This is a genomic window from Rothia sp. 88186D007BW (assembly GCF_053544215.1).
Window position 1 is genome coordinate 130,372 of sequence record NZ_JBPPTR010000004.1, and the last position, 22,526, is coordinate 152,897.

The 22,526-nt window shown below is 49.8% G+C and carries 20 protein-coding genes and 1 tRNA gene; 17 read left to right on the plus strand and 4 right to left on the minus strand.

Going from position 1 to position 22,526, the window contains the following annotated elements; genetic code table 11:
- Window positions 1-172: 172 nt before the first annotated feature.
- The 17 genes from ACEE09_RS03565 (at window position 173) to ACEE09_RS03645 (ending at window position 18,835) form a co-directional block, all read left to right on the plus strand.
- Window positions 173-688: an arsenate reductase/protein-tyrosine-phosphatase family protein gene (locus tag ACEE09_RS03565; protein ID WP_449082133.1), complete on the plus strand. Its 516-nt coding sequence runs from the start codon at window positions 173-175 to the stop codon at window positions 686-688.
- Between the two features lie 117 nt (window positions 689-805).
- A tRNA-Gln gene (locus ACEE09_RS03570) sits at window positions 806-877 on the plus strand.
- Window positions 878-938: 61 nt separating this feature from the next.
- The gene (glmU, locus tag ACEE09_RS03575) at window positions 939-2,414 is read left to right on the plus strand and encodes a bifunctional UDP-N-acetylglucosamine diphosphorylase/glucosamine-1-phosphate N-acetyltransferase GlmU (protein WP_449082134.1); all 1,476 of its coding nucleotides are present in this window, start codon (window positions 939-941) and stop codon (window positions 2,412-2,414) included.
- Window positions 2,415-2,419: 5 nt separating this feature from the next.
- On the plus strand, window positions 2,420-3,403 hold the full coding sequence (locus ACEE09_RS03580) for a ribose-phosphate diphosphokinase (RefSeq protein ID WP_449082136.1): 984 nt from the start codon (window positions 2,420-2,422) through the stop codon (window positions 3,401-3,403).
- A 247-nt stretch (window positions 3,404-3,650) separates the two neighbouring features.
- On the plus strand, window positions 3,651-5,336 hold the full coding sequence (locus tag ACEE09_RS03585) for an ABC transporter ATP-binding protein (protein WP_449082190.1): 1,686 nt from the start codon (window positions 3,651-3,653) through the stop codon (window positions 5,334-5,336).
- 7 nt (window positions 5,337-5,343) lie between these two features.
- Window positions 5,344-6,282: a glycosyltransferase family 2 protein gene (locus ACEE09_RS03590; protein ID WP_449082138.1), complete on the plus strand. Its 939-nt coding sequence runs from the start codon at window positions 5,344-5,346 to the stop codon at window positions 6,280-6,282.
- Window positions 6,283-6,454: 172 nt separating this feature from the next.
- Window positions 6,455-7,369, plus strand: a complete 915-nt coding sequence (locus ACEE09_RS03595) for a glycosyltransferase family 2 protein (RefSeq protein WP_449082140.1) — start codon at window positions 6,455-6,457, stop codon at window positions 7,367-7,369.
- Entirely contained in the window at window positions 7,370-8,377 is a 1,008-nt protein-coding gene (locus ACEE09_RS03600) for a CgeB family protein (protein ID WP_449082141.1), read from the plus strand.
- A gap of 278 nt (window positions 8,378-8,655) precedes the next feature.
- The gene (locus ACEE09_RS03605) at window positions 8,656-9,441 is read left to right on the plus strand and encodes an RNA-binding protein (protein ID WP_449082142.1); all 786 of its coding nucleotides are present in this window, start codon (window positions 8,656-8,658) and stop codon (window positions 9,439-9,441) included.
- 5 nt (window positions 9,442-9,446) lie between these two features.
- Window positions 9,447-10,166, plus strand: a complete 720-nt coding sequence (locus tag ACEE09_RS03610) for an acylneuraminate cytidylyltransferase family protein (protein ID WP_449082144.1) — start codon at window positions 9,447-9,449, stop codon at window positions 10,164-10,166.
- A 6-nt stretch (window positions 10,167-10,172) separates the two neighbouring features.
- Window positions 10,173-12,416 (plus strand): N-acetylneuraminate synthase family protein, encoded by a 2,244-nt coding sequence (locus ACEE09_RS03615; protein ID WP_449082146.1) that lies wholly within the window; start codon window positions 10,173-10,175, stop codon window positions 12,414-12,416.
- Window positions 12,407-13,534 carry a glycosyltransferase family 4 protein gene (locus ACEE09_RS03620; protein ID WP_449082148.1) on the plus strand — a complete coding sequence of 376 codons (1,128 nt, stop codon included), beginning with the start codon at window positions 12,407-12,409 and terminating at the stop codon, window positions 13,532-13,534. The genes ACEE09_RS03615 and ACEE09_RS03620 overlap by 10 nt, the downstream gene beginning before the upstream one ends.
- Before the next feature lies 1 nt (window position 13,535).
- Window positions 13,536-14,786: an O-antigen ligase family protein gene (locus ACEE09_RS03625; protein WP_449082149.1), complete on the plus strand. Its 1,251-nt coding sequence runs from the start codon at window positions 13,536-13,538 to the stop codon at window positions 14,784-14,786.
- Between the two features lie 16 nt (window positions 14,787-14,802).
- Window positions 14,803-15,705: a glycosyltransferase family 2 protein gene (locus ACEE09_RS03630; RefSeq protein WP_449082150.1), complete on the plus strand. Its 903-nt coding sequence runs from the start codon at window positions 14,803-14,805 to the stop codon at window positions 15,703-15,705.
- Entirely contained in the window at window positions 15,702-16,709 is a 1,008-nt protein-coding gene (locus tag ACEE09_RS03635) for a glycosyltransferase family 4 protein (RefSeq protein WP_449082151.1), read from the plus strand. Before ACEE09_RS03630 ends, ACEE09_RS03635 begins: the two co-directional genes overlap by 4 nt.
- Before the next feature lie 42 nt (window positions 16,710-16,751).
- Complete coding sequence (locus ACEE09_RS03640; RefSeq protein ID WP_449082153.1) at window positions 16,752-17,696, plus strand: glycosyltransferase family 2 protein; 945 nt, start codon at window positions 16,752-16,754, stop codon at window positions 17,694-17,696.
- 17 nt (window positions 17,697-17,713) lie between these two features.
- Window positions 17,714-18,835, plus strand: coding sequence for a glycosyltransferase (locus ACEE09_RS03645; RefSeq protein ID WP_449082155.1), 1,122 nt, complete (start codon window positions 17,714-17,716; stop codon window positions 18,833-18,835).
- Here the strand turns inward: ACEE09_RS03645 and ACEE09_RS03650 are convergent.
- The 4 genes from ACEE09_RS03650 to rfbA all read right to left on the minus strand — a co-directional run bounded on the left by ACEE09_RS03650 (window position 18,825) and on the right by rfbA (window position 22,478).
- Entirely contained in the window at window positions 18,825-19,127 is a 303-nt protein-coding gene (locus ACEE09_RS03650) for a PqqD family protein (protein ID WP_449082156.1), read from the minus strand. The two genes, ACEE09_RS03645 and ACEE09_RS03650, sit on opposite strands and share 11 nt — an antisense overlap.
- Before the next feature lie 2 nt (window positions 19,128-19,129).
- Window positions 19,130-19,981: a nucleotidyltransferase family protein gene (locus tag ACEE09_RS03655; RefSeq protein ID WP_449082158.1), complete on the minus strand. Its 852-nt coding sequence runs from the start codon at window positions 19,979-19,981 to the stop codon at window positions 19,130-19,132.
- A gap of 89 nt (window positions 19,982-20,070) precedes the next feature.
- Window positions 20,071-21,489 carry a polysaccharide biosynthesis tyrosine autokinase gene (locus ACEE09_RS03660; RefSeq protein ID WP_449082160.1) on the minus strand — a complete coding sequence of 473 codons (1,419 nt, stop codon included), beginning with the start codon at window positions 21,487-21,489 and terminating at the stop codon, window positions 20,071-20,073.
- A 128-nt stretch (window positions 21,490-21,617) separates the two neighbouring features.
- On the minus strand, window positions 21,618-22,478 hold the full coding sequence (gene rfbA, locus ACEE09_RS03665; RefSeq protein WP_449082161.1) for a glucose-1-phosphate thymidylyltransferase RfbA: 861 nt from the start codon (window positions 22,476-22,478) through the stop codon (window positions 21,618-21,620).
- Window positions 22,479-22,526 lie beyond the last annotated feature (48 nt).

The window sequence follows — 22,526 nt, forward strand, 5'->3', positions numbered from 1 at the left end:
ACGTTAGGCATTCCAACTACAAACTGTGTTTCGCGGTCTTGAGCGATTTTCTATGGTGTTAAACATTGCAAGTTCTGCACAGAGTAAAATAAAAGACATGACACAATTCAACGTAGGAGCTCTCCTTAAAAAAAGAAAAAGAGTAGAGGAAGAAGAGCTCAAGTATCCCCCGATGTCCAAGAAGATTCTCTTTGTCTGCACAGGTAACATCGCCCGAAGTGCCTCTGCCCAGTACATCGCTGAGCAACTTTCAGGCTCCGATTCAGAGTGGACTTTTGATAGCGTAGGGACTGGAGCCGTCGTAGGTTCAGGTGTGGCTCCTTTTATCGACGCCGAGCTGGAATCGCGAGGTGTAAACTTTCACAGCCATCAGGCTAAACAGATTACTGCTCAGTTATTGGAAGAATCTGCACTAGTTTTAGTGATGGAGAAAGAACACCTTAACTGGATTGTGCGTGAGTGGCCCCAACACCGCTCAAAAATTCATCTTTTAAAACATATGGCGCGAGTTCAGGAACAGGCTGGGCGTCGCGTTGATCCAGTAGCCTTCATGTATGCCCTCGATGAGCCTCCAGCTAAAGAAGACAGAATCGCTGACCCCTACCGCAAGGGAGCAGAAGCCGCGCGAGTTGCAGTAGAGGAAGTTGAGCTAGCCCTAACGAAAATTATCCCCTGGTTAGGGGCTTAGGCCACTGCCAAATGAACTTTTACCAAGACTCACACCCCACGCGTTTCATTCTGGGCATGAGACTTGGTAGTATCTAGATTCGTCCGTGCTACTTCACTGAAGTAGGTGGGACGGTAATCCGCCATGGTGTAATTGGCAACACAGCGGCCTTTGGAGCCGTTATTCAAGGTTCGAGTCCTTGTGGCGGAGCTCAACACCCCATACATCTCGCAAACTACCGGGGTCTTACTCGCTCAAGGAGTACCAACTAGTGACTGCTACTGCTTCAGTTCCGTCCGCTGTTATTGTTCTAGCCGCCGGAGCTGGAACCCGTATGAAGTCCTCCACCCCCAAGGTCATGCACCCCATCGGCGGGCGCTCTATGGTAGAACACGCAGTAGCTGTGGCTCGTGAACTTAACCCCAAGAACCTGGCTGTTGTTGTGCGCCACCAGCGCGACAAAGTTGCGGCACACGTCACCGCTTTCGACGCTAATGTCACGATTGTGGATCAGGACGAGATTCCCGGTACCGGTCGCGCCGTTGAGGTTGGACTGCTGGGGCTGGACGCAGAAGCTGGGGAAGTTGAAGGTACCGTTGTGGTGACCTACGGTGACGTTCCCCTGCTAAAGACCGAGACCCTGCGCAAACTCATTGCCTTCCATGAAGAAGGCAAGAATGCTGTTACTGTCCTGACAACCCACATTGACGAGCCGGGTTCTTACGGCCGTATTGTCCGTAACGAGGCCGGCGAAGTAACTGCCATTGTCGAAGCCAAGGACGCTAGCCCTGAGCAGCTTGCTATCACCGAAATCAACTCCGGTATTTATGCTTTTGACGCAAAGGTACTGCGTGACTCACTGACCCGCGTCACCACCGACAATGCCCAGGGCGAAAAGTACATCACTGACGTTCTTTCCATCGCCCGTGAGGACGGCTACCGCACCAGTGCACTCGATATTGAAGACCGCTGGGAAGTTGAAGGCGCAAATGACCGCGTACAGCTGGCCCAGCTGGGCCGCAAGCTCAACGACCGTGTGGCCCATGCTCACATGGTTGCTGGTGTCACCATTGTTGACCCCGAATCTACCTGGATTGACGTTACCGTCACCATTGAGAACGACGTTACTATCCTGCCGGGCACCCATCTGCGCGGCGCCACCCACATCGCGACCGGCTCCGTCATCGGTCCCGATACTACTCTGACCAACGTCAAGGTAGGCGAGAGCGTCACTATCTCCCGTACCGAGGGCTCCGATTCAGAAATCGCGGACGGTGCTACCGTTGGACCTTTTGCTTACCTGCGCCCCGGCACCAAGCTTGGCCCCAAGGGCAAAATCGGTACCTTTGTTGAAACCAAGAACGCCGAAATCGGTGCCGGTTCAAAGCTGCCCCACCTCTCCTATGCAGGGGATGTCACCATTGGGGAAAATTCTAATATTGGCGCAGCATCAATCTTTGTGAACTACGACGGCGTGAACAAGCACCGTTCCACCGTAGGTAATAATGTCCGAATGGGGTCCGACAACATGTATGTCGCACCCGTACATATCGGAGATGGCGCGTATTCTGGAGCTGGAACCGTCATCCGCAAGGACGTCCCCGCAGGCGCCCTGGCAATTAACGAAGCCCCCCAGCGCAACATTGAACGTTGGGTCATTGAAAAGCGAGCCGGTACCGAAGCCGCAGAGGCAGCTCAGGCTGCACTCAATGCGGAGTCAGCCGACTCAGTTAAGGAAAGCGAATAGCAGTAATGACTGAGATTACGAATCCAGGTGAAAAGAAGATGGCGCTGGTCTCAGGCCGCGCCCACCCCGAACTCGCTGAACAGATTGCAGCGGAACTGGGGAATGAAGTTCTTCCTTCATCCGCCTACACCTTCGCCAACGGTGAGACCTACGTACGTTTCAACGAATCGGTGCGAGGGAAGGACGCATTCGTTATCCAGTCACACCCGGCACCGATTAACGATGCCATCATGGAACAGCTCATTATGGTTGACTCGCTCAAGCGTGCATCAGCTCGTTCCATCACCGTGGTGTCACCTTTCTACCCCTACGCCCGTCAGGATAAGAAGCACAAGGGCCGTGAGCCTATCTCTGCTCGTCTGATTGCTGATCTCTACAAGACTGCTGGCGCCCACCGCCTGATGAGCGTTGACCTGCACACCGCCCAGATTCAGGGCTTCTTCGATGGCCCGGTTGACCACCTGATGGCTATTCCCCTGCTGGCAGAGTACGTTGCAAGCAAGGTCGATACCTCAAACGTCACCGTTGTATCGCCCGATACTGGCCGTGTTCGTGTTGCAGAGCAGTGGGCTGAGCTGCTCGATGGTGCGCCCCTAGCCTTCGTCCATAAGACTCGCGACGTCAACGTCCCCAACCAGGCTGTATCTAAGACCGTGGTGGGCGATATCGAGGGCCGCACCTGCGTGCTGATTGACGACATGATTGATACCGGTGGTACTATCGCCGGTGCTGTGCGCGTGCTCAAGGAAAACGGCGCTAAGGACGTCATCATCGCAGCCACCCACGCTGTCTTCTCTGACCCCGCTGCGGAGCGTCTGGCCAACTGCGGTGCTAGCGAAGTTGTTGTAACCAACACACTGCCGCTCAAGCCCGAGCAGACTTTCGACAACCTGACTGTACTGTCGATTGCACCTCTACTGGCTCGTGCGATCAAGGAAGTGTTCGATGAAGGCTCGGTAACAAGCCTATTCGACGGACGAGCTAACTAACATCATCAATATCACTAGAAGATAGCTTCGTGCCTGGTAGCGCGAAGCTATGTTTCGCTGTAGCGTAGTTTTGTACGGACTCAGCTTTGGCTCGCTTGCACTCAATAGTAGGGAAATAAACGCCATCATGATACCCAGAATGAAGTACCTTTTTCCAGGTAAGAACTTCTATCTACTCATACTAAATGTAATCCTGTTGTTTCTGGTATCGCTCCTAGATTTGTTAGGAGTAGCTGTAATCTTGCCAGTGATCCAGGTAGCTATGGGAAATGATTATACGTCAGGCTATCTTGGGCAAATACATAGCATTCTTGGAAGTCCTGAACGTGAAGACTTTATTTTATTGATGAGTGGTGTTCTAGTAGGCTCATTTGTTTTTAAAGGTATCTTCTCTCTAGTAATTAAATGGTGGAGCTCTGGCTTTATTGCTCGCCAACAAACAGCTAGCTCAGTAGCAGTTCTGGGAGCATACCTACGCGAGCCTTATACAGAACATCGGAAGCGAACCACTGCGGAGATTCTGCAGATTACCGGTAGCGCTAATGCACAGGTCTACGGTGGTTACGTTGGGGGCATACTGTCAATAATCGGGGAGGGCCTCTCCATTATATTACTGATGGGCTTGCTGGCGGCGGTTATGCCTCTCGAAACTCTGATTGCTTTTCTTTATTTCGGTTTTGCTGCCTATCTGATACAAAGGTTTTTGAAGAAAAGGAATATTGCTGCGGGTCATATTGTATGGACCAAGGAGCTAGAATCTTCAGGTGCTACATTAACAGCTATCGACGGTTTTCGAGAAAATATTATCCACGGTATTACTGAACGTAGCCTCTTTAACTATCAGCAAGCTAGAATCGATGCCGTCGAAGCTGGCCGCCGCAAAGGTTTTTATTTCGAACTCCCTAAATATCTTTTAGAAATTGTATTCATTGGTGGTATCGCCATAATTATGGGCGTTATGGTTGTGAGTGGTGGAATGCAGCAAGTTGCTTACATGGCTGTTTTTGCTGCGGCTTGTATTCGTATCCTTCCAAACTTTGTGCGTGTAATTGCAACGCTTGGTGGTGTGCGTAACTCTTTGCCATATCTCGAGAAGTATGAAACAGCTATCCGAGAAATAAATGCTGGTCCTTTTACTTTTTTGGAAAAGGAACCTGAAATTGGGGAGTTTGCGCAAATTAAAAGTAACATCAGGCAATTTAATATTTCTGTAGAGAATCTGAGTTTTCGTTACCCCGATGGTGACCATGATGTTCTGAGATCTCTTAACTTTAGTGTACCGAGTGGAACTTCAGTCGCATTTGTGGGTGGTTCAGGTTCAGGCAAGACTACATTGATTGACCTTATTCTTGGCCTATTAAAACCAAGCCAGGGCAGGGTTTTGGTTAATGGGGAGGACATTAACGATGACATCAGGGCGTGGAATGAAAATATTGGTTATGTTCCCCAGGATGTATTTATCTCAGGCAAAACAATTCGTGAGGAGATTGCCTACGGCTTAACACCTGAGGAAATTAATGAGGACCGTGTATGGGAATGTGTACGACTAGCTGAGTTGGAGGACGTTGTTAAGAGCCTCGAACTGGGGTTGGATACCAAAATCGGCGAGAATGGTACTCGCCTCTCGGGGGGGCAGCGACAGAGGGTTGGTCTGGCCAGGGCTTTTTATCGTAATCCTAGTGTTCTAATATTAGATGAAGCTACTTCTGCGCTTGATAATGAGACTGAATACAAAATTACCAAAGCTATCAATAGATTGATGCAAGGTCGGACTGTGTTTATCGTTGCCCACCGTCTCTCGACTGTGCGGGATGTTGATCAGCTACTCTTTATGTCACAGGGCGAAGTCGTAGCCAGAGGTACATTCTCAGAAGTTGTCGCTCAGAATTCTGAATTTGCACGGCTTGTTAAGCTGGGGCAGCTACCTGAATAGGATGCAAATGAGTACTAGGACATTTACAACCAGCATTATTATTCCTTGTTATAATTCTGCGAAGACTCTTGATATGCAACTGGAAAGCCTATCTCGGCAAATAAACGCCGAACCTTTTGAGGTGGTGGTAGTTGACAATTGTTCAACTGATGATACACAAAAGGTTGCTCTGAAATGGATGTATATCCTCGACCTGAGGATTGTAGAAGCTCTCAAGCACCAGGGAGTGTCTTACGCCCGAAATAGAGGTATCTCTCTCGCAAAGGGCGACAAGTTAATTTTTCTTGATGCTGATGATGTAGTTCCTCCAGAATACGTAAGTTACTGTCAGCGGTCGTTAGAGGAATATCCATTGTGCGTAATGGGATTTGATCCTGTAGATGACCTAGAGTTTTCAGCAGGTTTACAGCACGTGCTCAGTTTAATATCCCATAAATCTCTTGAGTACCGGCCTCCACTTCCAGGCGAAGAAGATCCAAATTGGCCTATCCTCCCCGGCGGTAGTTTTGGAGCAAGACGCTCTGTGATGTTTGATATGGGTGGATTCGATATTTCGACTGAACCCGGCGCAGAAGACAATGATTTAGCTTTTAGATTATTGGAAGCAGGGTACGATCTTCGAGTTCAAAGGAGTACGACTATCGCATATCGCATAAGTACGAAGCCCCGTCCGCTCTCTTTATATTATAGACGAGCTAAAAGTACAGCATTACTTGCAGAACGTTATAAAAAATGGTCCTATGGTCCTTTCGCATCTCATTCCCCATTATTAGCTATTGTGAAAACCCTAGCTTCAGGTGTGCGCATAATCGTTATGAATCCTAGTCGTATCAAAAGTTGGACTCCACGTCTGGCTACTGATATCGGAATAATGAGCGGATGGATCAATTATCGGTTGCTTCGAAGGTCTCCTCTTCCGAGAACTGGGGTGGGCTTCAATGAGTGAAAAATATTTACCGCTAGTAAAATAATTATATTTTATAAATAAATCGATTCAAAAATATAATATTATTTATTTTGCGCACTCTCTGGGGATGTATAATACCTAAGGTGTGGTTTAAATCTTAATGAGAGTATTAGAATTTCCACTATAAATCAATTTTTTTGGAAGGAGTGAAATGCATCTGTCAATTGTAATTCCTCATTATGGGGAAACGGCAGAAACCGTGAGACTATTAGAAGCGATTAAATTACAAAAGCAAAATTTTATAAACGAAATAGTAGTGTCTGATGATAATTCACCTACTCCTTTCCCAAAAATTAAAGATATTAAAGTAGTTAGACGTTCGCGAAATGGAGGCTTTGGTTCTAACGTTAATACCGGCGTTGCCGCAGCAGCCGGCGAGTGGGTGCTCATCCTCAATAGTGACCTTACACTTCCCCAAAACTTCCTTGCTGATATGTTCTCAGCGGCAAAAGAAGAAGTCCAAAGAGCTGGGCAAGGTGTTATGCTCAGCCCACACATTATAGGTCATAATGGCGAGTCACAGTGGGTTGGCCGGGCCTTCCCCAAAACCCGCCACCACGCCTGGGAATGGTTCACCCCAGCAGCACGTCTACGACCCACACGATTCTGGCACGCAATGGTTGGCCATGATCTAGCCTGCACCACCAGTAAACGGGCAGAACCCGACTGGCTCATGGGTGCCTGCATGATGCTCCGCCGCGAAGACTTTAATGCGGTGGGCGGCATGGACGAGCGTTTCTTCATGAACAGCGAAGAAACAGACCTGCAACGTCGGCTAGCTGCTCACGGCATCAAACGTGTCTTCCGGGGGGATATAGTAGTAGAACACATAGGCGGCGGCTCATCGGGAGCTTCTGCTCAACGTCGCCAATGGGTACTCGACTCTCGTTTTATCTATAACTCGAAATGGAACGAAGGCAAGCATCTAGGTACTGCCTTAAGAGCCGTATCTATTGCAAACTTCCTCTTTAACTCCATACGGGCAATTCGAAATCGGGATGTTACCCCTTACGCCACACTTCGCGAAGAACTGACCTATATTAAGAAAGCAGAAAGCAAACGATAAATGGCAGAGAAACTCCTCATCATCAGCCCTGCTTTCCACGGCTATTGCTACTCCATCGCAGATGGCTTCACCCAGCTAGGCTACGACGTAACTGTGCATCGCTACGACGCCTTCGATACGATCAAAGACAAGCTCCGCAATAAAGCCTTCTACGAGCTACCCTCAAAAGTTGGCTTCGACGGGCAAAAGGCTGCCGAAAAAGCAGCTACAGTCAAAGCCCTCCAGGTACTTCGCGAGGTGAACCCCGACAAACTCATCGTGATTAAAGCTGATACCTTAGGTGATAACTTCTGGCAGGCCGTCGCTGACCGCAAAATCCCCTACATTCTCTGGCTCTACGACGATCTTAAGCGTCACCGTTACACTCGGGATTTTCTGAGAAGCCTCCCCACGGTGGTCAGCTACGCTAGGTCTGAAGCTGAGGAGTTTGCTGAGGAAGGTATCAACGCTCACTTTGTAGCTAATGGCTATGACCCTAAACTGGCAGATTTCCCTAACACCCGGGTGCCTGAAATTGTGTTCGTCGGGTCCCGTTACGAGAATCGCGAGAAGATGATGCTAGCCCTGAAGGACGCCGGTGTACCGGTACGCGTGTATGGGCGGGCTTGGTCACACCACCCCTTTGACCGCCTTCGAACCTGGGAGCTTACCCGCCCTGACCTACCTGCTGAACGCGATATCCCGCTGGCTGAAGCCTACCGAGTACAGGCTGCTGCTGCAGCCTCCCTGAACGTTCATGGGCTACAGGCAGGTTTAGCAATGCGCACCTTTGAAGTACCCGGTATGAATGGACTCCAGTTGATAGACCGCCCTGACGTTGAGGAGTTCTACGAGGTTGGCTCTGAGGTTCTCCTTTATCAGAGTACAGAAGAACTCATCGAACTGTGTCAGCGTATCATCGCTGACCCTAGCTGGAGCGACTCTATACGCGCTGCCGGCCTCAAACGTAGCCAGGCAGAACATACTTTCTTCCACCGCGCACAGAAAATGGATACCCTATGGGCCTAATTTATCCCGAAGATCTCGAGGCCTGGAGCACCTGGCAGGCTAACGCTCATCTGCTTCGTCGGGTTAACAACAAGCTCAAGAATATTTCCGTGCAAGCTCGCGGTGGCAAGACTGCTACCACATCACCAGTGCCTGTGACCGGCTATCTTCATGTGCTCGGCAGCAACCCAAGCACTTTAATCGCTCTCGATTCCACATCGCCAACTTCATTGGGATCTCTGGTGAGACCTCTTCGCTGGCTTATAGCTGGCTCATACGCCGTGTGGGCCCCCGAAGAGGTGACCGAGTATCTCCCTGATGAACCATGGCATGTTTCTGCACTAGCCGAAACCGACCTTGATGACGCGCTCAACGAAGTACAGCAGGTCCTGGCTCTCGGGCATTACATGGCCTGGGGGGCTGCTGCCTACCGGCTAGCCCAGCGTGTGGGTGCCCGGTTCATCACCGTCCAGCACGGTCTGCATACCCCCTACGCACCCCCATTAGCCCCTGGTACCCACCTCCTTGCCTTTAGCCAGGCAGACGCTGAATTTTGGATATCTGGTCGAGACGACGTTACCTATGATGTGGTCGGTTCCCAGCTCTTCTGGGATGCTGCCCAGAAGCCTCGCGTAGACCCCGATACCGTCTCTGAAACTCCGATATTCCTTGGGCAGATGCACGGCGCCGAGCTCCCCCGAGCGTCTTTTGCGGCTGCGAGTATCAAATTCACGCGTGAGCACAAAGCTATTTACCGGCCTCATCCAAGTGAGAAAGATAAACTTTCCCGCTTAATCCACTCTCTTATGAGTAAACTAGGAATCAATATTGACCGCTCCGAGCAGCCACTCAACCAGGTGAACAGCCCGGTAGTGTCGATATTCTCAACTGGTGTGCTAGAAGCTGCACTGCGCGGAGTACCTGCCTGGGTTTATCATCCTAACCCTCCAGCCTGGGTAACCGAGTTCTGGGAACGTTACGGTATGAACCAGTGGGGGAGCGAACCCACCCCAGCTCCTCAGGTGCCTACCAAAGAACCAGCACAGCAGATAGCTGAATACCTCACTCGATCATTGGAGAACTAAAGAGCATGCGCATTCTCTGCGTGATACCCGTTCGCGGCGGGTCCAAGGGAATTCCCCGAAAGAACCTTAAACCAATCGCTGGTAAGCCCCTGGTCGCCTGGACTATTGAACAGGCCCATGCCGCAAAGGCTGAGCTGGAAGGGGAGCACCTGGTTGATGTGCTGGTCTCAACCGATGACGCTGAATTGGCTGATATCGCCCGCCAGTACGGGGCAGAGGTTCCTTTTATGCGCCCGGCTCACTTGGCAGAAGACACCACTGCCACCGAGCCGGTGATTGAGCACGCTATTGAGTTCTACACAGCTGCGGGCAAGCGTCCGGACGCCGTTATGCTCCTTCAGGCGACCTCGCCCGTCCGACTGCCCGGCACCCTGGCACGCGCTATCCGCCAGTTTGCTGGCTCTTCCTCAGATTCCATGGTGGGCGTTATCCCCATCGGCCCCTTTATCTGGGCCGCCACCGAGCCACCGACTGCCCAGTACGAGGTCATGGCCCGCCCTCGCCGTCAGGAGCTCACCCGAGAGACCTTCCGTTACCGCGAAAACGGCTCCATGTACATCACCAAGACCGAGCTCTACGAAACCCTGCACAACCGACTGGGTGGCGAGATTGAGCTCTTCATGCTTGATGAGGTTGAGGGTGTAGACATTGACGCTCCCATCGACTTTTCCGTCGCAGAGCACCAACTGCTCACCACACTCGCATCAGAAGAAAACGAAGGCTAAAACACTATGATTATCGAACGCAATATCACCCCCTACATTGTTTTCTCTGAGGACCCGGTACTCACCGCCCTGCAGAAGATTTCTGCTAACGGGCAGCGCATTATCTTCCTGGTCAACGAGTCAGGTGTGCTCAAGGGCTCCCTGTCAGACGGCGACTTCCGCCGCTGGCTGATTGCCAACCCCGCTGCCTCCCTTGAAACCAGTGCCCTTGAGGTGGCTAACCAGGGTGTCAAGACAGCTCCTATCGGTTCGGAACCGGCAGAGCTGCAGGGCGAATTCGCCAAGGGTATCAGCCTTCTTCCCCTGGTGGACGAGCGCGGCCACCTGGTTGCTATTGCCATGGACGAGCAGAACGTGCTGCGCATTGGCCGCACCGAAATCACGGAGGATTCACCCTCCTTCATCATTGCCGAAATCGGTAACAACCACCAGGGCGACGTGGACCTGGCTAAGCGCCTGGTTGACCTAGCCGTTGATACCGGGGCGGACGCTGTTAAGTTCCAGCTGCGTGACATGGATGCCCTCTACCGGCAGAAGGGCTCAAAGTCAGCAGGTGAAGACCTGGGTGTTCAGTACACCCTCGACCTACTCTCCCGCTTCTCCTTTACCGTGGATCAGATGTACGAGGTCTTTGACCACGTTAAGCAGCACGATATGGATATCATGTGCACCCCCTGGGACGGTCCGTCGGTGCAGGCCCTGGTCGACTACGGTATTCAGGGTCTCAAGGTCGCCTCAGCTGACCTGACCAACCACGATCTGCTGCGGGATATGGCCTCCCGCGGCCTGCCTATGCTGGTCTCCACCGGTATGAGCCGTGAAGAAGAAATCCGGGAGTCGGTCAATCTACTGCGTTCCCTGGGTGCTTCCTACGCCCTGCTGCAATGCCAGTCCACTTACCCAGCTCCCTTCAAGGACGTCAACCTGGCCTACATGGATCGTCTAGCTGACATCGGCCAGTGCCTAGTGGGCTACTCGGGCCACGAACGCGGTTACCACGTTCCTATCGCTGCTGTTGCCCGCGGTGCCAAGATTATTGAAAAGCACTTCACCGTCGATAAAACCCTTGAAGGTAACGACCACACTGTCTCTCTGCTGCCCGAGGAATTCAAGGCTATGGTTCAGCAGATCCGCGAGGTAGAGGAGTCTATCGGCACCTCTGCTCCCCGCGAGGTCTCCACCGGCGAGCTCATGAACCGCGTGAACCTGGCTAAGTCTCTGGTTGCTACCCGTACCATAGCTAAGGGCGAGGTCGTGACCGAGGCGGACGTCGAGGTCAAGTCACCCGGCCGCGGTCTGCAGCCTAACTACCTGCCCCAGCTGCTGGGCCGCACCATGCAGCGTGAGGTCGAGGCAGGATCCTTCTTCTTCGAGGGCGACCTGAAGGACGACCTGGTGACCCGCCGCAACTTCAAGTTTGATCGCCCCTGGGGTCTGCCCGTCCGCTACCATGACTACAAGCCCCTCATTGAGGACGCCGAACCCGACTTCCTGGAGTTCCACTTCTCCTACAAGGACCTAGAAGTCAACATCGACGAGGTCTTCGACCGCAAGCTCGACATGTCCTTTACCACCCACCTGCCCGACCTCTTCGCCGGTGACTTCCTGGTAGACCTGGCCTCTCGTGACCAGGAAATCTGGGAACGCTCGATTGCAGAGGTCCAGCGCACCATCGACATCACCCGCGACCTAACCCGTTACTTCACCGTAGACGATGACCCGGTCATGGTTGTTACCATGGGTGGCTTCACCAAGGACGGCCACATCGCCCCGTCCGCCCGTGCAGACAAGTACGAGCGTATCGGCGAGGCACTTGCCAAGCTCGACACCTCGGGCGTGCGCATCGCGGCCCAGACCCTGCCTCCCTACCCCTGGCTTATGGGCGGTCAGCAGTACCACAACCTCTTCCTTGACCCCAAGGACACCGCTGACTTCTCCGATACCTACAACACCGCCCTCTGCCTGGACATCTCCCACACCATGCTGGCGGCCAACTTCCTCAAGATTCCGCTTTCCGAGGCCGTTGAGCTCTTGGCCCCCCGCTCCATCCACCTGCACCTGGTAGACGGCATCGGTGTGGACGGTGAAGGCGTTCAGGTCGGCGAAGGCGACGTGGACTGGGCAGCCCTCGGCAAGCAGCTGCGTGAGCTAACCCCTAACTCATCCTTCATCCCCGAAATCTGGCAGGGCCACGTCAACAACGGCGAAGGCTTCTTCACCGCACTCGATAGGCTCGAAAAGTGGCTGTAAACTCCAGCCAGCCGGTAGCACTGCACTGCGTTCCGGTACCCGAATTTGGCGGTGTAGCCCGGCACGTCAGCGATCTCGCTGAGGCCGGGCTACCCGGCTATCACCTTGTTGTGCTCTGCCCCGCAGGCGCCCTCTCTGCTCGTCTCAAAGAGATGGGTGCGGACGTGCGCGAAGCCGATTTTGGTACGGGAGCCGGGTTCGCGGCGTCCTTGCGTACCCTTGATACCCTCATCGATGACCTTAAACCGGCCATTGTGCATTCCCACCTGGCTTACGCTGATGTTGTTGCGGCTGCCGCGGTGAATCTGCGGAAGGCCCGTAAACTAGTTCGCCGCGCAACCTACGTGCCGACCCTGTTCACCACTGAGCACGGTATCGCCGGTGACGACGTGGTCTACCACGGCACCTCTTGGCGCTCGCGTTTGATGGAAACCGTTCACCGGGTGCGTCTGTGGGGGACCGACGGCAAGATTGCTGTGTCGCAGTCAACCGCTGACCAGATGAAGCGGAAGTGGGGCGCTCGCGGTATCGAGGTGGTTTACAACGGAATCAATGCTAGCGAAATCTTTGACGCCGTTGCCGCGCATCGGGTATTGCCGAAAGAGGGGAATCTTAGAGTTTTATCTCTATGTCGTCTAGCACCTGAAAAAGGAATCGATATTCTGATTGAAGCCTTCTCACAGGTTCAGGAGAAAATACCGGGGGCATCTTTGGAGATTGCCGGGGCCGGTGAACTGCAGGATGCTCTTGTCCGGCAAGTCTCTGATCTAGGTCTTACTCAAGCTGTAACTTTTCCCGGTTTTGTTGACCCTATTGAGGCCATGGGTCGGGCAGACGTACTGGTGCAGCTTTCTGTCTGGGAAAACTGCTCCTACACCTTACTTGATGCTAAGGCAGGGGGTCTGGCAGTTGTCGCAACTGCTGTGGGCGGTAACCCGGAGATTCTTGATGGATCTGAGCTGGTGCCTTCCTTGAATCAGATCAACCGTGAGAGCGCGGTTGCTACTGTTGCCCAGAAAATTATGGTGGCTACAAATACTCCCTATAAATCTTTGACCTGGGCAAGCACATCAGATATGGGACAACAAATAGTGGCAGTGTATCGGAAGGCAGGCTAAGGTGGCACATGTTGGTGTAACAGAGCAAGGGAAACTCACCATGGGCGAGAAAACCATGGGGGAGCTTGCCCAAGAAGCGGCTGAAAAAGCTAGGGTGCAGGCTTCGCAGATACGTATGCCTGAGTTTTTGATGTTTGCAGCAATGGTCTACTCAGATGTAATACCGGGTGTCGGTCTTCCATTTGATCAGGGTATGGTATTTGTGGCTCTAGCATACGCAATAACCAGGCAACCTGCATTTGAACTGGGAAAATGGTCGAGACTTTTTATCGTACTTGCATTTTTGCTAACGTATGTTGCAGTGGTATCTGCTTTAGCTGATCCGAGTGAGTATGCTGCTGACTGGACCAGACGTTTGATAAGGCTTATTGCTACAACAGGTTTAATATATGTCATATCGGTAGGTCAAATTCACCTAAGATCAGCAATACTGGGTTTTTCAACAGGTCTCTTGATTAACGCGCTTCTGTTCTACGCTGGTATAGCACCGGATACTTACGGTGGGTACCTGACTGGTTATCTAGGGGATAAAAACTATGCAGGGTTTGTACATGCTATTTTTGCTTTACTAATAATGACCGTTTTTAAAAAACGATGGCAAAAAATTACTGTATTTATTATCTCTTGTGGTTTATTGTGGACAACGGGATCAAGAACCTCATTGGCAGCACTAGCCTTTGCGTGTCTCTGGATTATAATATCTCCAAAACTGGTACCTATACTGAAAATAGGTTTACTCGGAATATTCTGGTGGTTACTTAATTTCATAACTGAAGACTTCTCCCAAGCGAGTGTATTTGGCGATAGAACAGGCACTGATGCTCTCCGTGCCCGTATTGATGAAATGGCATGGGCAAAGGTCCAGCAAACAGGTTTCTTTGGGCAGGGGCTAGGTGAGGCGTATGTGTATGATTTTGAGGGAGAGCGTACCTGGTTTTTCCATAATTCCTATTGGTCAGCGTTTGTCGAAGGAGGATGGATATGGGCCACGTGCATTGTTGCAATTACGCTCTTTGTGGCTGTGCGCCCCATTAGCCCGATTAATAAGGAATGGACACCGTACGAGCTGATAGCGCAAGGAATTGGAATCGCATTAATGATTTGTGCCTTGAGACTGGGAGAGGTGTTCTACACTTTACCTTGGGCAATTTGTATGGGATTCGTTATTAGAGCCTCGATTGTTAGTAAACCTGAAATAGAAAATAAACAAATTTTTGGTTACGATCAATATATTCCTTCTAATAAATTCTAAATAGAAGTACAGGTCAATGGAAAATATCAGTGTAATTATCCCAAACCTCAATGGTCAGCCCCACCTAGAAAAACAAATTTATGCATTGGCTAAACAAAAGACTATCGCGCAATGGGAAGTTATTATTTCAGATAATGGTTCAAGCCAACCTGTGTACAGCTTTGTAGAAGCAGCTAAGAAAAATTTTCCGGTTAATTTGAAAATAGTCGATTCATCTAACTATCCAGGTGCCAGCGGGGCTAGAAATTTCGGAGCTTTACATGCATCTGGAAGTATCTTAGCTTTCTGTGATTCTGATGATTATGTTCTCGATACTTGGGTTCAGGCCATATCGGATGGGATGCAAGATTCTGATGTCTGTGGAGGGCCTCTGTACGAATATCATACTGATTCAGAAAACATGCTAAGGCCCCTTGGGCGATCGTCACTTTATAAAAATAGTAGGCAAAAATATACTTTCCTTAGTTGTAATCTGGCTATAAAAAAAGAAACTTTTTTCAAAGTGGGCGGTTTCGATTGGGGTCTGCCTTCTTATGGTAGTGAAGACACCGAATTAGCTATTCGACTCAATAATTATGGTGTCACCTTCAAATATCAACCTGAGATGGGAGTAAAATTCAGGGAAACTTCGGGTTTCCTTAACAAAACAAAAAAGATATATTTAGCCAATATTGCAGAGATTGAGGTTTGGAAGAGGCACCCAGATTTATTTGTGCGCCAGAATTCACCCGGTTGGTCAATGTTAATAATGACTGATGTATTCCGCGCGGTATACGCTTTCACTAAAACAAAAAATTATTCTAAGATTTATCGTCAGTTAATAAAGCTTCCTGCTATTATGAAATATAATATTTCACCTAAAAGCTCCGCTCTTTATTTAAGTGATATGATGACTGATGCTACAGGTCGTGAATCGTGAATAGAATTATTTATGATGCACGGTGGGACGGTGACTACGGGATTGCACGCTACGCACGCGAGACTAGAAAACGGTTGGCAATTCCTGGAGTAGTGGACTTAATATCTGGTCACAAGCCCCTGTCGCCAGTAGGTATTTCAACTTGGGAGATTAAAAATCTAAGTTATGGTCTGAACAGAGACTTTTATTATTCACCATCCTTTACACCTGCTGCAGTATATTCTTCCCGGCAGGCAATAACAATCCATGATTTAATACACATCGACTTTACTGCTGAAAACTCACCAGCAAAAAGATACTACTATGATTATATTGTTCGTCCAGTTATAAGAAAATCGGATCTTGTTTTTACAGTTTCAGAGTTTTCAAAGAATAAAATTTCTGAATGGGCGGGTATCTCTAGGGAAAGAATAGTGGTCACTGGAAATGCCCCAAGTGAAGCTTTTTCTTTAGATGGACCTCGATATAATAGCAAGGCGCCGTATATTTTATATGTGGGAAATACGAAGCCTCATAAAAATTTTGATTTTGTAATTAGACTGATGACCATGCTCTCTAGTGATATTCAACTAGTGATTGTCTCAAAATCTATTGATGAGATAAACAGAATGACTGCTCATCATGACCTCACCGGTAGATGTATCATCAAAGACTCGGTTTCAGAAGCTGACTTAGCTACTATATATCGAGGAGCGGAGGCGCTTGTGATCCCCTCCCATTATGAAGGGTTCGGTTTGCCTGCTCTTGAAGCTATGGCTTGCGGGACACCAGTACTTGCAGCAAATACTACTAGTCTCCCAGAAGTATTGAATGGAGCAGGGTTGCTGTTCGACCCTACTGACGTGGAAGAAGCTCTATGCCAACTAAATTCAGTTTTATACGATTCTTCTGTTAGTGAATCTCTTGTGGAAAAGGGTATTAAACGTGCAAGTGATTATACCTGGGAAGGTGTTGGTGAAGTTATTAATACCTCTCTGTCTAACGTTATAAATAACCATAGCTAACGCTTTAAAATACAAGATATTAATGTTTAGGAGATTCTGGAGATGAAAAAATACTCTGCAGCTGTCATTATACCTACCAGAGGCGGTGCAGGTAGACTGCACTATCCTCTCGACGCACTAGAACGGCAGACTGAGAAAGATTTTCAGGTCATAGTGGTGGTTGATGGCGATGTCGATCATTCAACGGACGTCATCCAAAGCTATATTAATCGCGGATTCCTTAACCTCTCTATGATTGTTTTTGAAGAGAATCGCGGTCGGGTTGCTGCCCTTAACGCTGGTCATCGGGCTGCAGACGCAGATGTGCTTATTAGATGCGACGACGATCTCCAACCAGCTCCCCACTATGTGCAGCAACATCTCAGTCATTACAAGGACGGCAGGCAAGTAGGAGTTATCGGAATTTATAACAACATCCTTCCAGAAACCCCATATGCGAGAGTATATGGCCGTTTCCGAGACAAAAAGTTCAGAGAGGACGCCTACGCTACTGAACAGAGCAAGCAGTGGATATACTGGGCAGGAAATGTCTCAATGACTAGGGAACTCTTTAACCAGCTAGATGGTTATGACGACCGTTATCGTTTATATGGCTGGGAAGATGTAGATATGGGTTATAGGGTGCATAAAGCCGGCGCCGAAATAATTATTGACCCCCAACTCGCTACTTCCCATTATGTAGCCGCAACAACAACAGCAATCCGAGCTAAACGAGCTCTGTATTCTGGAGCTGCCCGTAATATCTTTACTGCAAAACACGGGGGTGAAAATCTCGTACCAGTGATGCCGGTTGGGCTGTGGGGTTTCGCTGTCCGAACCCTAGCCCAGATAAGCACTGAAACGACTATACAACCTATAGGTAATACGATAGATGCAGTCGCTGAAAAAATTCCTGCTTCCATTGCAGAAAAGCTTATTTCTCTCGTCGTAGAATCAGCGAGCTATGCAGGTATCAAGTATCCGCACCGCGCCCAGAAAACCTTTTAGTCGAAAGAGTCGCACAGATGCCTCTTAACCACACTACGCAGGCCAAACAGCGTTACCCTATCGCCATAGCTCACGATTACCTCACTCAACGTGGTGGTGCTGAGCGCGTGGTGCTGTCCCTTCACAAAGCTTTCCCGGATGCACCCATCTACACTACTCTATACGACCCCGAAAAAACTTACCCTGAATTTAAAAACTGCAATATCATCACATCTCCGCTCAACCGCATACCCCTGCTCCGTAAAGATCATCGGCTGGCGCTACCTCTGCTTCCCTTTTTCTCGAGCAGACTAAAAGTTGAGGCAGAACAAGCAATTGTTTCATCTACCGGGTGGGCTCACGGTTTTAACCTTCCACAAAATAGTTTTATCTACTGTCACTCACCTGCTCGCTGGATATATCTGACAGATCAATACTTGGGTAAGCGAGCCAGTAAAATAGTTGCCTGGCTCTTTAAAGGTATGCGTCCCTTTCTTCGTCGTTGGGATCAGAAGGCGGCAGCTCGACAGAGTCGCTATGTAGCTAACTCCACCGCTATCCAGCAACGGATTTTGGATGTGTACGGGAAAAAAGTGGAGGTAGTTTTCCCTCCATACTCAGTGGGCCACCACGGTAAACAAGAACCTCTTCCAGGCTTAGAAAAGTTCATGGAAGATGGCTATTTCATGATTGTCTCAAGGCTACTACCTTACAAGAACGTGCAGCATGCAATTGAAGCTTTTGCCGGTTTGAACCAGAAATTGCTGGTCATTGGTGCAGGGCCGATGCTGGAAGAGCTAAAAGCAATGAGCACAGAAAATGTAGCTTTTGCTTCTAATATCTCAGATGAACAAATGCAGTATGCATATGCCCGTACGACAGCTTTGCTAGCCGTATCCCATGAAGACTTTGGAATTACCCCTCTGGAAGTTGGCGCATTCGGAAAACCCACTATCGCTCTACAGGCTGGTGGCTTCCTTGACACAATCTCTGAGGGCGTGAACGGTACTTTTATCACAACACCGAGAGCTGCTGATATCCGAAATGCAGTAGTGCATTTTAGAACTGATGACTATACCCCATCAGATATCAAAGCGCATGTGCAAAAATTTAACGAAGAACGGTTTATCGGTCAGATTAGGGAGCAACTTAACCTATAGTAGTTGTATCTAGCTGAATTAGCCCTTGCTCTTGTAGCTCTTGAAGAAAAGCCAGAACACTAGGAGCTACTGTTTCTCGCGAGACTCCATATATATCTTTTATCTCAGAAATCAGAGATTCAGAACCTGTCGGTTGTGCTAAAATTTCCCAGATAACGGCGCTTGGTCCCTTAAGAACCGCTATTTCTGAGGTTTTGAGGTTGGCGATATAGGAAGTATCATCGGGGGAAGCATCACTCTCGAATCCCATGACGAAAGCAGTATGCGGCGCACGCATATATACGATACTCATGCCTATTTTTTTCCTATCCCTGGTAGCTGGGTAAATCGACTGAAAAACTTCTCGCGTACTTCTGTTTTGCTGGGAGTATGCCCCAGCTCCATCGCAAGATGGTCCTTGTTGACCAGCAAAATACTTAGAGCTACTTTAAACTTTTGGTGTAAACCCTGAGCATGGGCGAACCGGGCTTTCCACCGTAGATAATCGGGTGTATCTTCTGAAATCGACTTCCAGAGGAGGTAGTCAGGGTGTTCTTTAAATTGTTCTAGATGACCAAGCGCCGCAGCGTAGGCTATTTCTGCCTGTAGTTCTGGTACTCTCGCCTGCATTTTTTCCCAATCACTGGGGAGGAGTGTTTCTTGGAGATATGAGATATCAGGATTATGGCGAGCGACTGATCGGGCTCCATGTACTACTACTGTAATACGGGAATCAATAAGTGATGGGACAAAACATGGATAATTGGCGATGAGTTTAGTTCTGCGCTGCTTCCAGAGAGTGTCGAAAGCCGACCCGTCTGGATCGCCTAACCCCGGGAAATAGCGGTGGATATCAACTAGTCCCCACGAACTGTGGTAGAGGGTCATCGCATGTTCAAAAATTGAGCCGGTTTCAAAATGAGCTAGGATTTCCCATCCATCTGATGTCGCAAGACTTACTAAACGGTCTATATGGCTGGGACGCACAACAATATCTACATCGGTACTGGTGCGCCCTAGACGGTAGACCTCCTGGGCAAAAGCATAGCCTTTGATATGCAAGATATCTAACCCGTGTGAAAGAGCAAGATGTTGAAAATAGGCGTGGGACAGCTGGATTCGAATGGGAAGAGGAACATCTTGAAGCTGCGAAACTGAATCTGTCATAGTACCAATCTAAAAGATTTGTGAAGTAAGGATAATTTATGCCAGTTCTGCGAGGCAGCAGAACTGGCATAAATCATCAAACTACTAGTTTATTCAACTGAAGTTTTGGTATTCTTCTTTTTCTTTGATTTTTTGGTATTTTTATCGTCTTGACCGTAGTAGCTTGTGTAGCCACCAGCAGAACTATAGGCAAAGCCGTAGTAGGAGTTACCCAGACCAGTGCGAGGTGCACGGTTGATGACCACACCCAATAGGTTGGCGCTTACCTTGCGTAGATTAGTAGCAGCTTCAGCGAGGTTTTCCTTTCGGGTTTTCCCCACGGTACCTACGAGAACAACACCGTCGACGGCAGTAGATAGCAGAGCAGCGTCAGTGACAGGAAGCACCGGGGGGACGTCTACGATAACCGTAAACTCGCCGGAAAGCTCTGAAATAAGTTGACGCATTTTGTCAGACCCAAGAAGCTCTGAGGGGTTAGGGGGAATACGGCCGGCGGGCAGGATGAAGAGTTGGGTATCTTCGAACTGCCGCACAGCATCGGCAAGCTCAACCTGACCTGCGAGTACCTGAGTCAGACCAATCTTAGAATCAATCTTAAACTTTTTAGCAATAGTGGGTCGGCGGAGGTCCGCGTCGATAATGATGACCGGCTCACCAGCATCTGCCAGCGCCCGCGCAATAGAAGTTGAAACTGTTGATTTGCCTTCACCAGGCTCAGCCGAAGTAACAATAAACGACTTAGGCGGGTTATCAACGTTGACGAAGCGTAGATTGGTACGCATCTGACGGATTGATTCTTGTGCAACGTGGTCGCTGTTAGTACGAAGGATATTTTCTTCGGTGAGTTCGTCAGAGACAGGAAGGACGCCAAGAACTCCAGCTTCTGTTGCTTTAGTAGCATCGTCACGGGTACGTAACTTAGTATCGACAGTGCGACGAAGCAAGATTGCTGCAAGTACGAGACCGAGACCAGCACCAGCACCAATTAGAACTAGCTTCTGCACATCAGGGCTGATGGGAGTGTTGTTCAGGGTCGCGTCTTCCAGCGGAATAACTCGTACGGAGCTTGACCCCTCAAGGTCATTGACTACCTTAGCTACGGCTTCTAGAGATGAGTTTGCGAGAGCTTGTGCTTGCTCAGGCGTCGAACCATGTGCGGAAACATTGATGAGTGCAGAATTAGCATCAACTGAGGCTGAGAGGTTACCCTGTACCTGCCCACGGCTCATGTTAAGTTCTGGGTTTGCTGCGATAATTTCATCGGCTACTGCTGCCGAATTCACTAGAGCTAGATAAGCTGCGGCCTTCTCTTTGGCAGCAGCTGAGCCGGAGATAACGTCACCGATTCCTGCGCCGTTACCAACAGTTACATAGCCCGTAGAGCTAGAAGCATAGACGCGAGGCTGCATAAGGGAATAGCCAAAGCCCAAGAGCGCACCAACGACCAAGCCAATTATTAGTAGCTTGAGGTTGGCGCGGAGCATGCGCAAAAAGTCAAGGATAGTCATATAAGCCCTAAAAGGTTAAAAGTGAAAACCAGACTGTTCCTGAGACAACAGTCGGAATGATTCTACCAGCGGTAGAGAATGAAGAAGTCGTGTTGTTGACGCTTGTCTAAGCGCACTTGAAGTTGGCCCTATATAAGCAGGCCGAGCAGGTAGGCTCCGTAGCCACTTTTGACAAGGGGCTGAGCTAGTTCTTCGAGGCGACTATCGTCTATCCAGCCCATACGCCACCCAATCTCTTCTGGCGAGCCAATGGAGAGTCCCTGACGTGCCTGTACAGTGCGAATAAAGTTCGTGGCATCAGCCAACGAATCGAATGTGCCAGTATCCAGCCAAGCTGTTCCACGGGGAAGGACTTCAACCTGGAGTTTCCCCTGCTCGAGGTAGACGCGGTTAAGATCAGTAATCTCAAGCTCACCACGGGGCGAAGGCTTGATAGCCTTCGCATATTCGACCACATCGTTGTCATAAAAGTATAGGCCGGGAATCGCGTAGTCGCTCTTGGGGTGTGCCGGTTTTTCCTCGATTGAGATAGCCTTAAAGCTTTCGTCGAACTCGACAACACCGTAGGCAGTAGGATCTGCTACTCGGTAACCAAAGACAGCAGCTCCGTCTACGTCATTATATTTACGGAGCTGGTTGCCGAGGCCCGGGCCATAGAAAATATTATCGCCCAAAACAAGAGCCGCTGGATCATCTCCGATGTGTTCTTCACCCAGGATAAAAGCCTGTGCGAGGCCGTCGGGGGAGGGCTGAACTTTGTAAGTAAAGTTAACGCCAAACTGAGATCCATCGCCAAGAAGCCGCTGGAACTGCTCTTGGTCTTGAGGCGTGGTGATAATCAGAATATCTTGGATACCTGCCAACATCAGGGTTGAAATGGGGTAGTAAATCATCGGTTTGTCGTAAACCGGAGTGAGCTGCTTACTGATGCCGAGTGTGATGGGGTGGAGGCGTGAGCCTGTGCCACCTGCGAGTAAAATTCCCTTCATACCTCCCATTCTGGCATGAACACCACATTTTTTGGTGCTAGTAGAAAC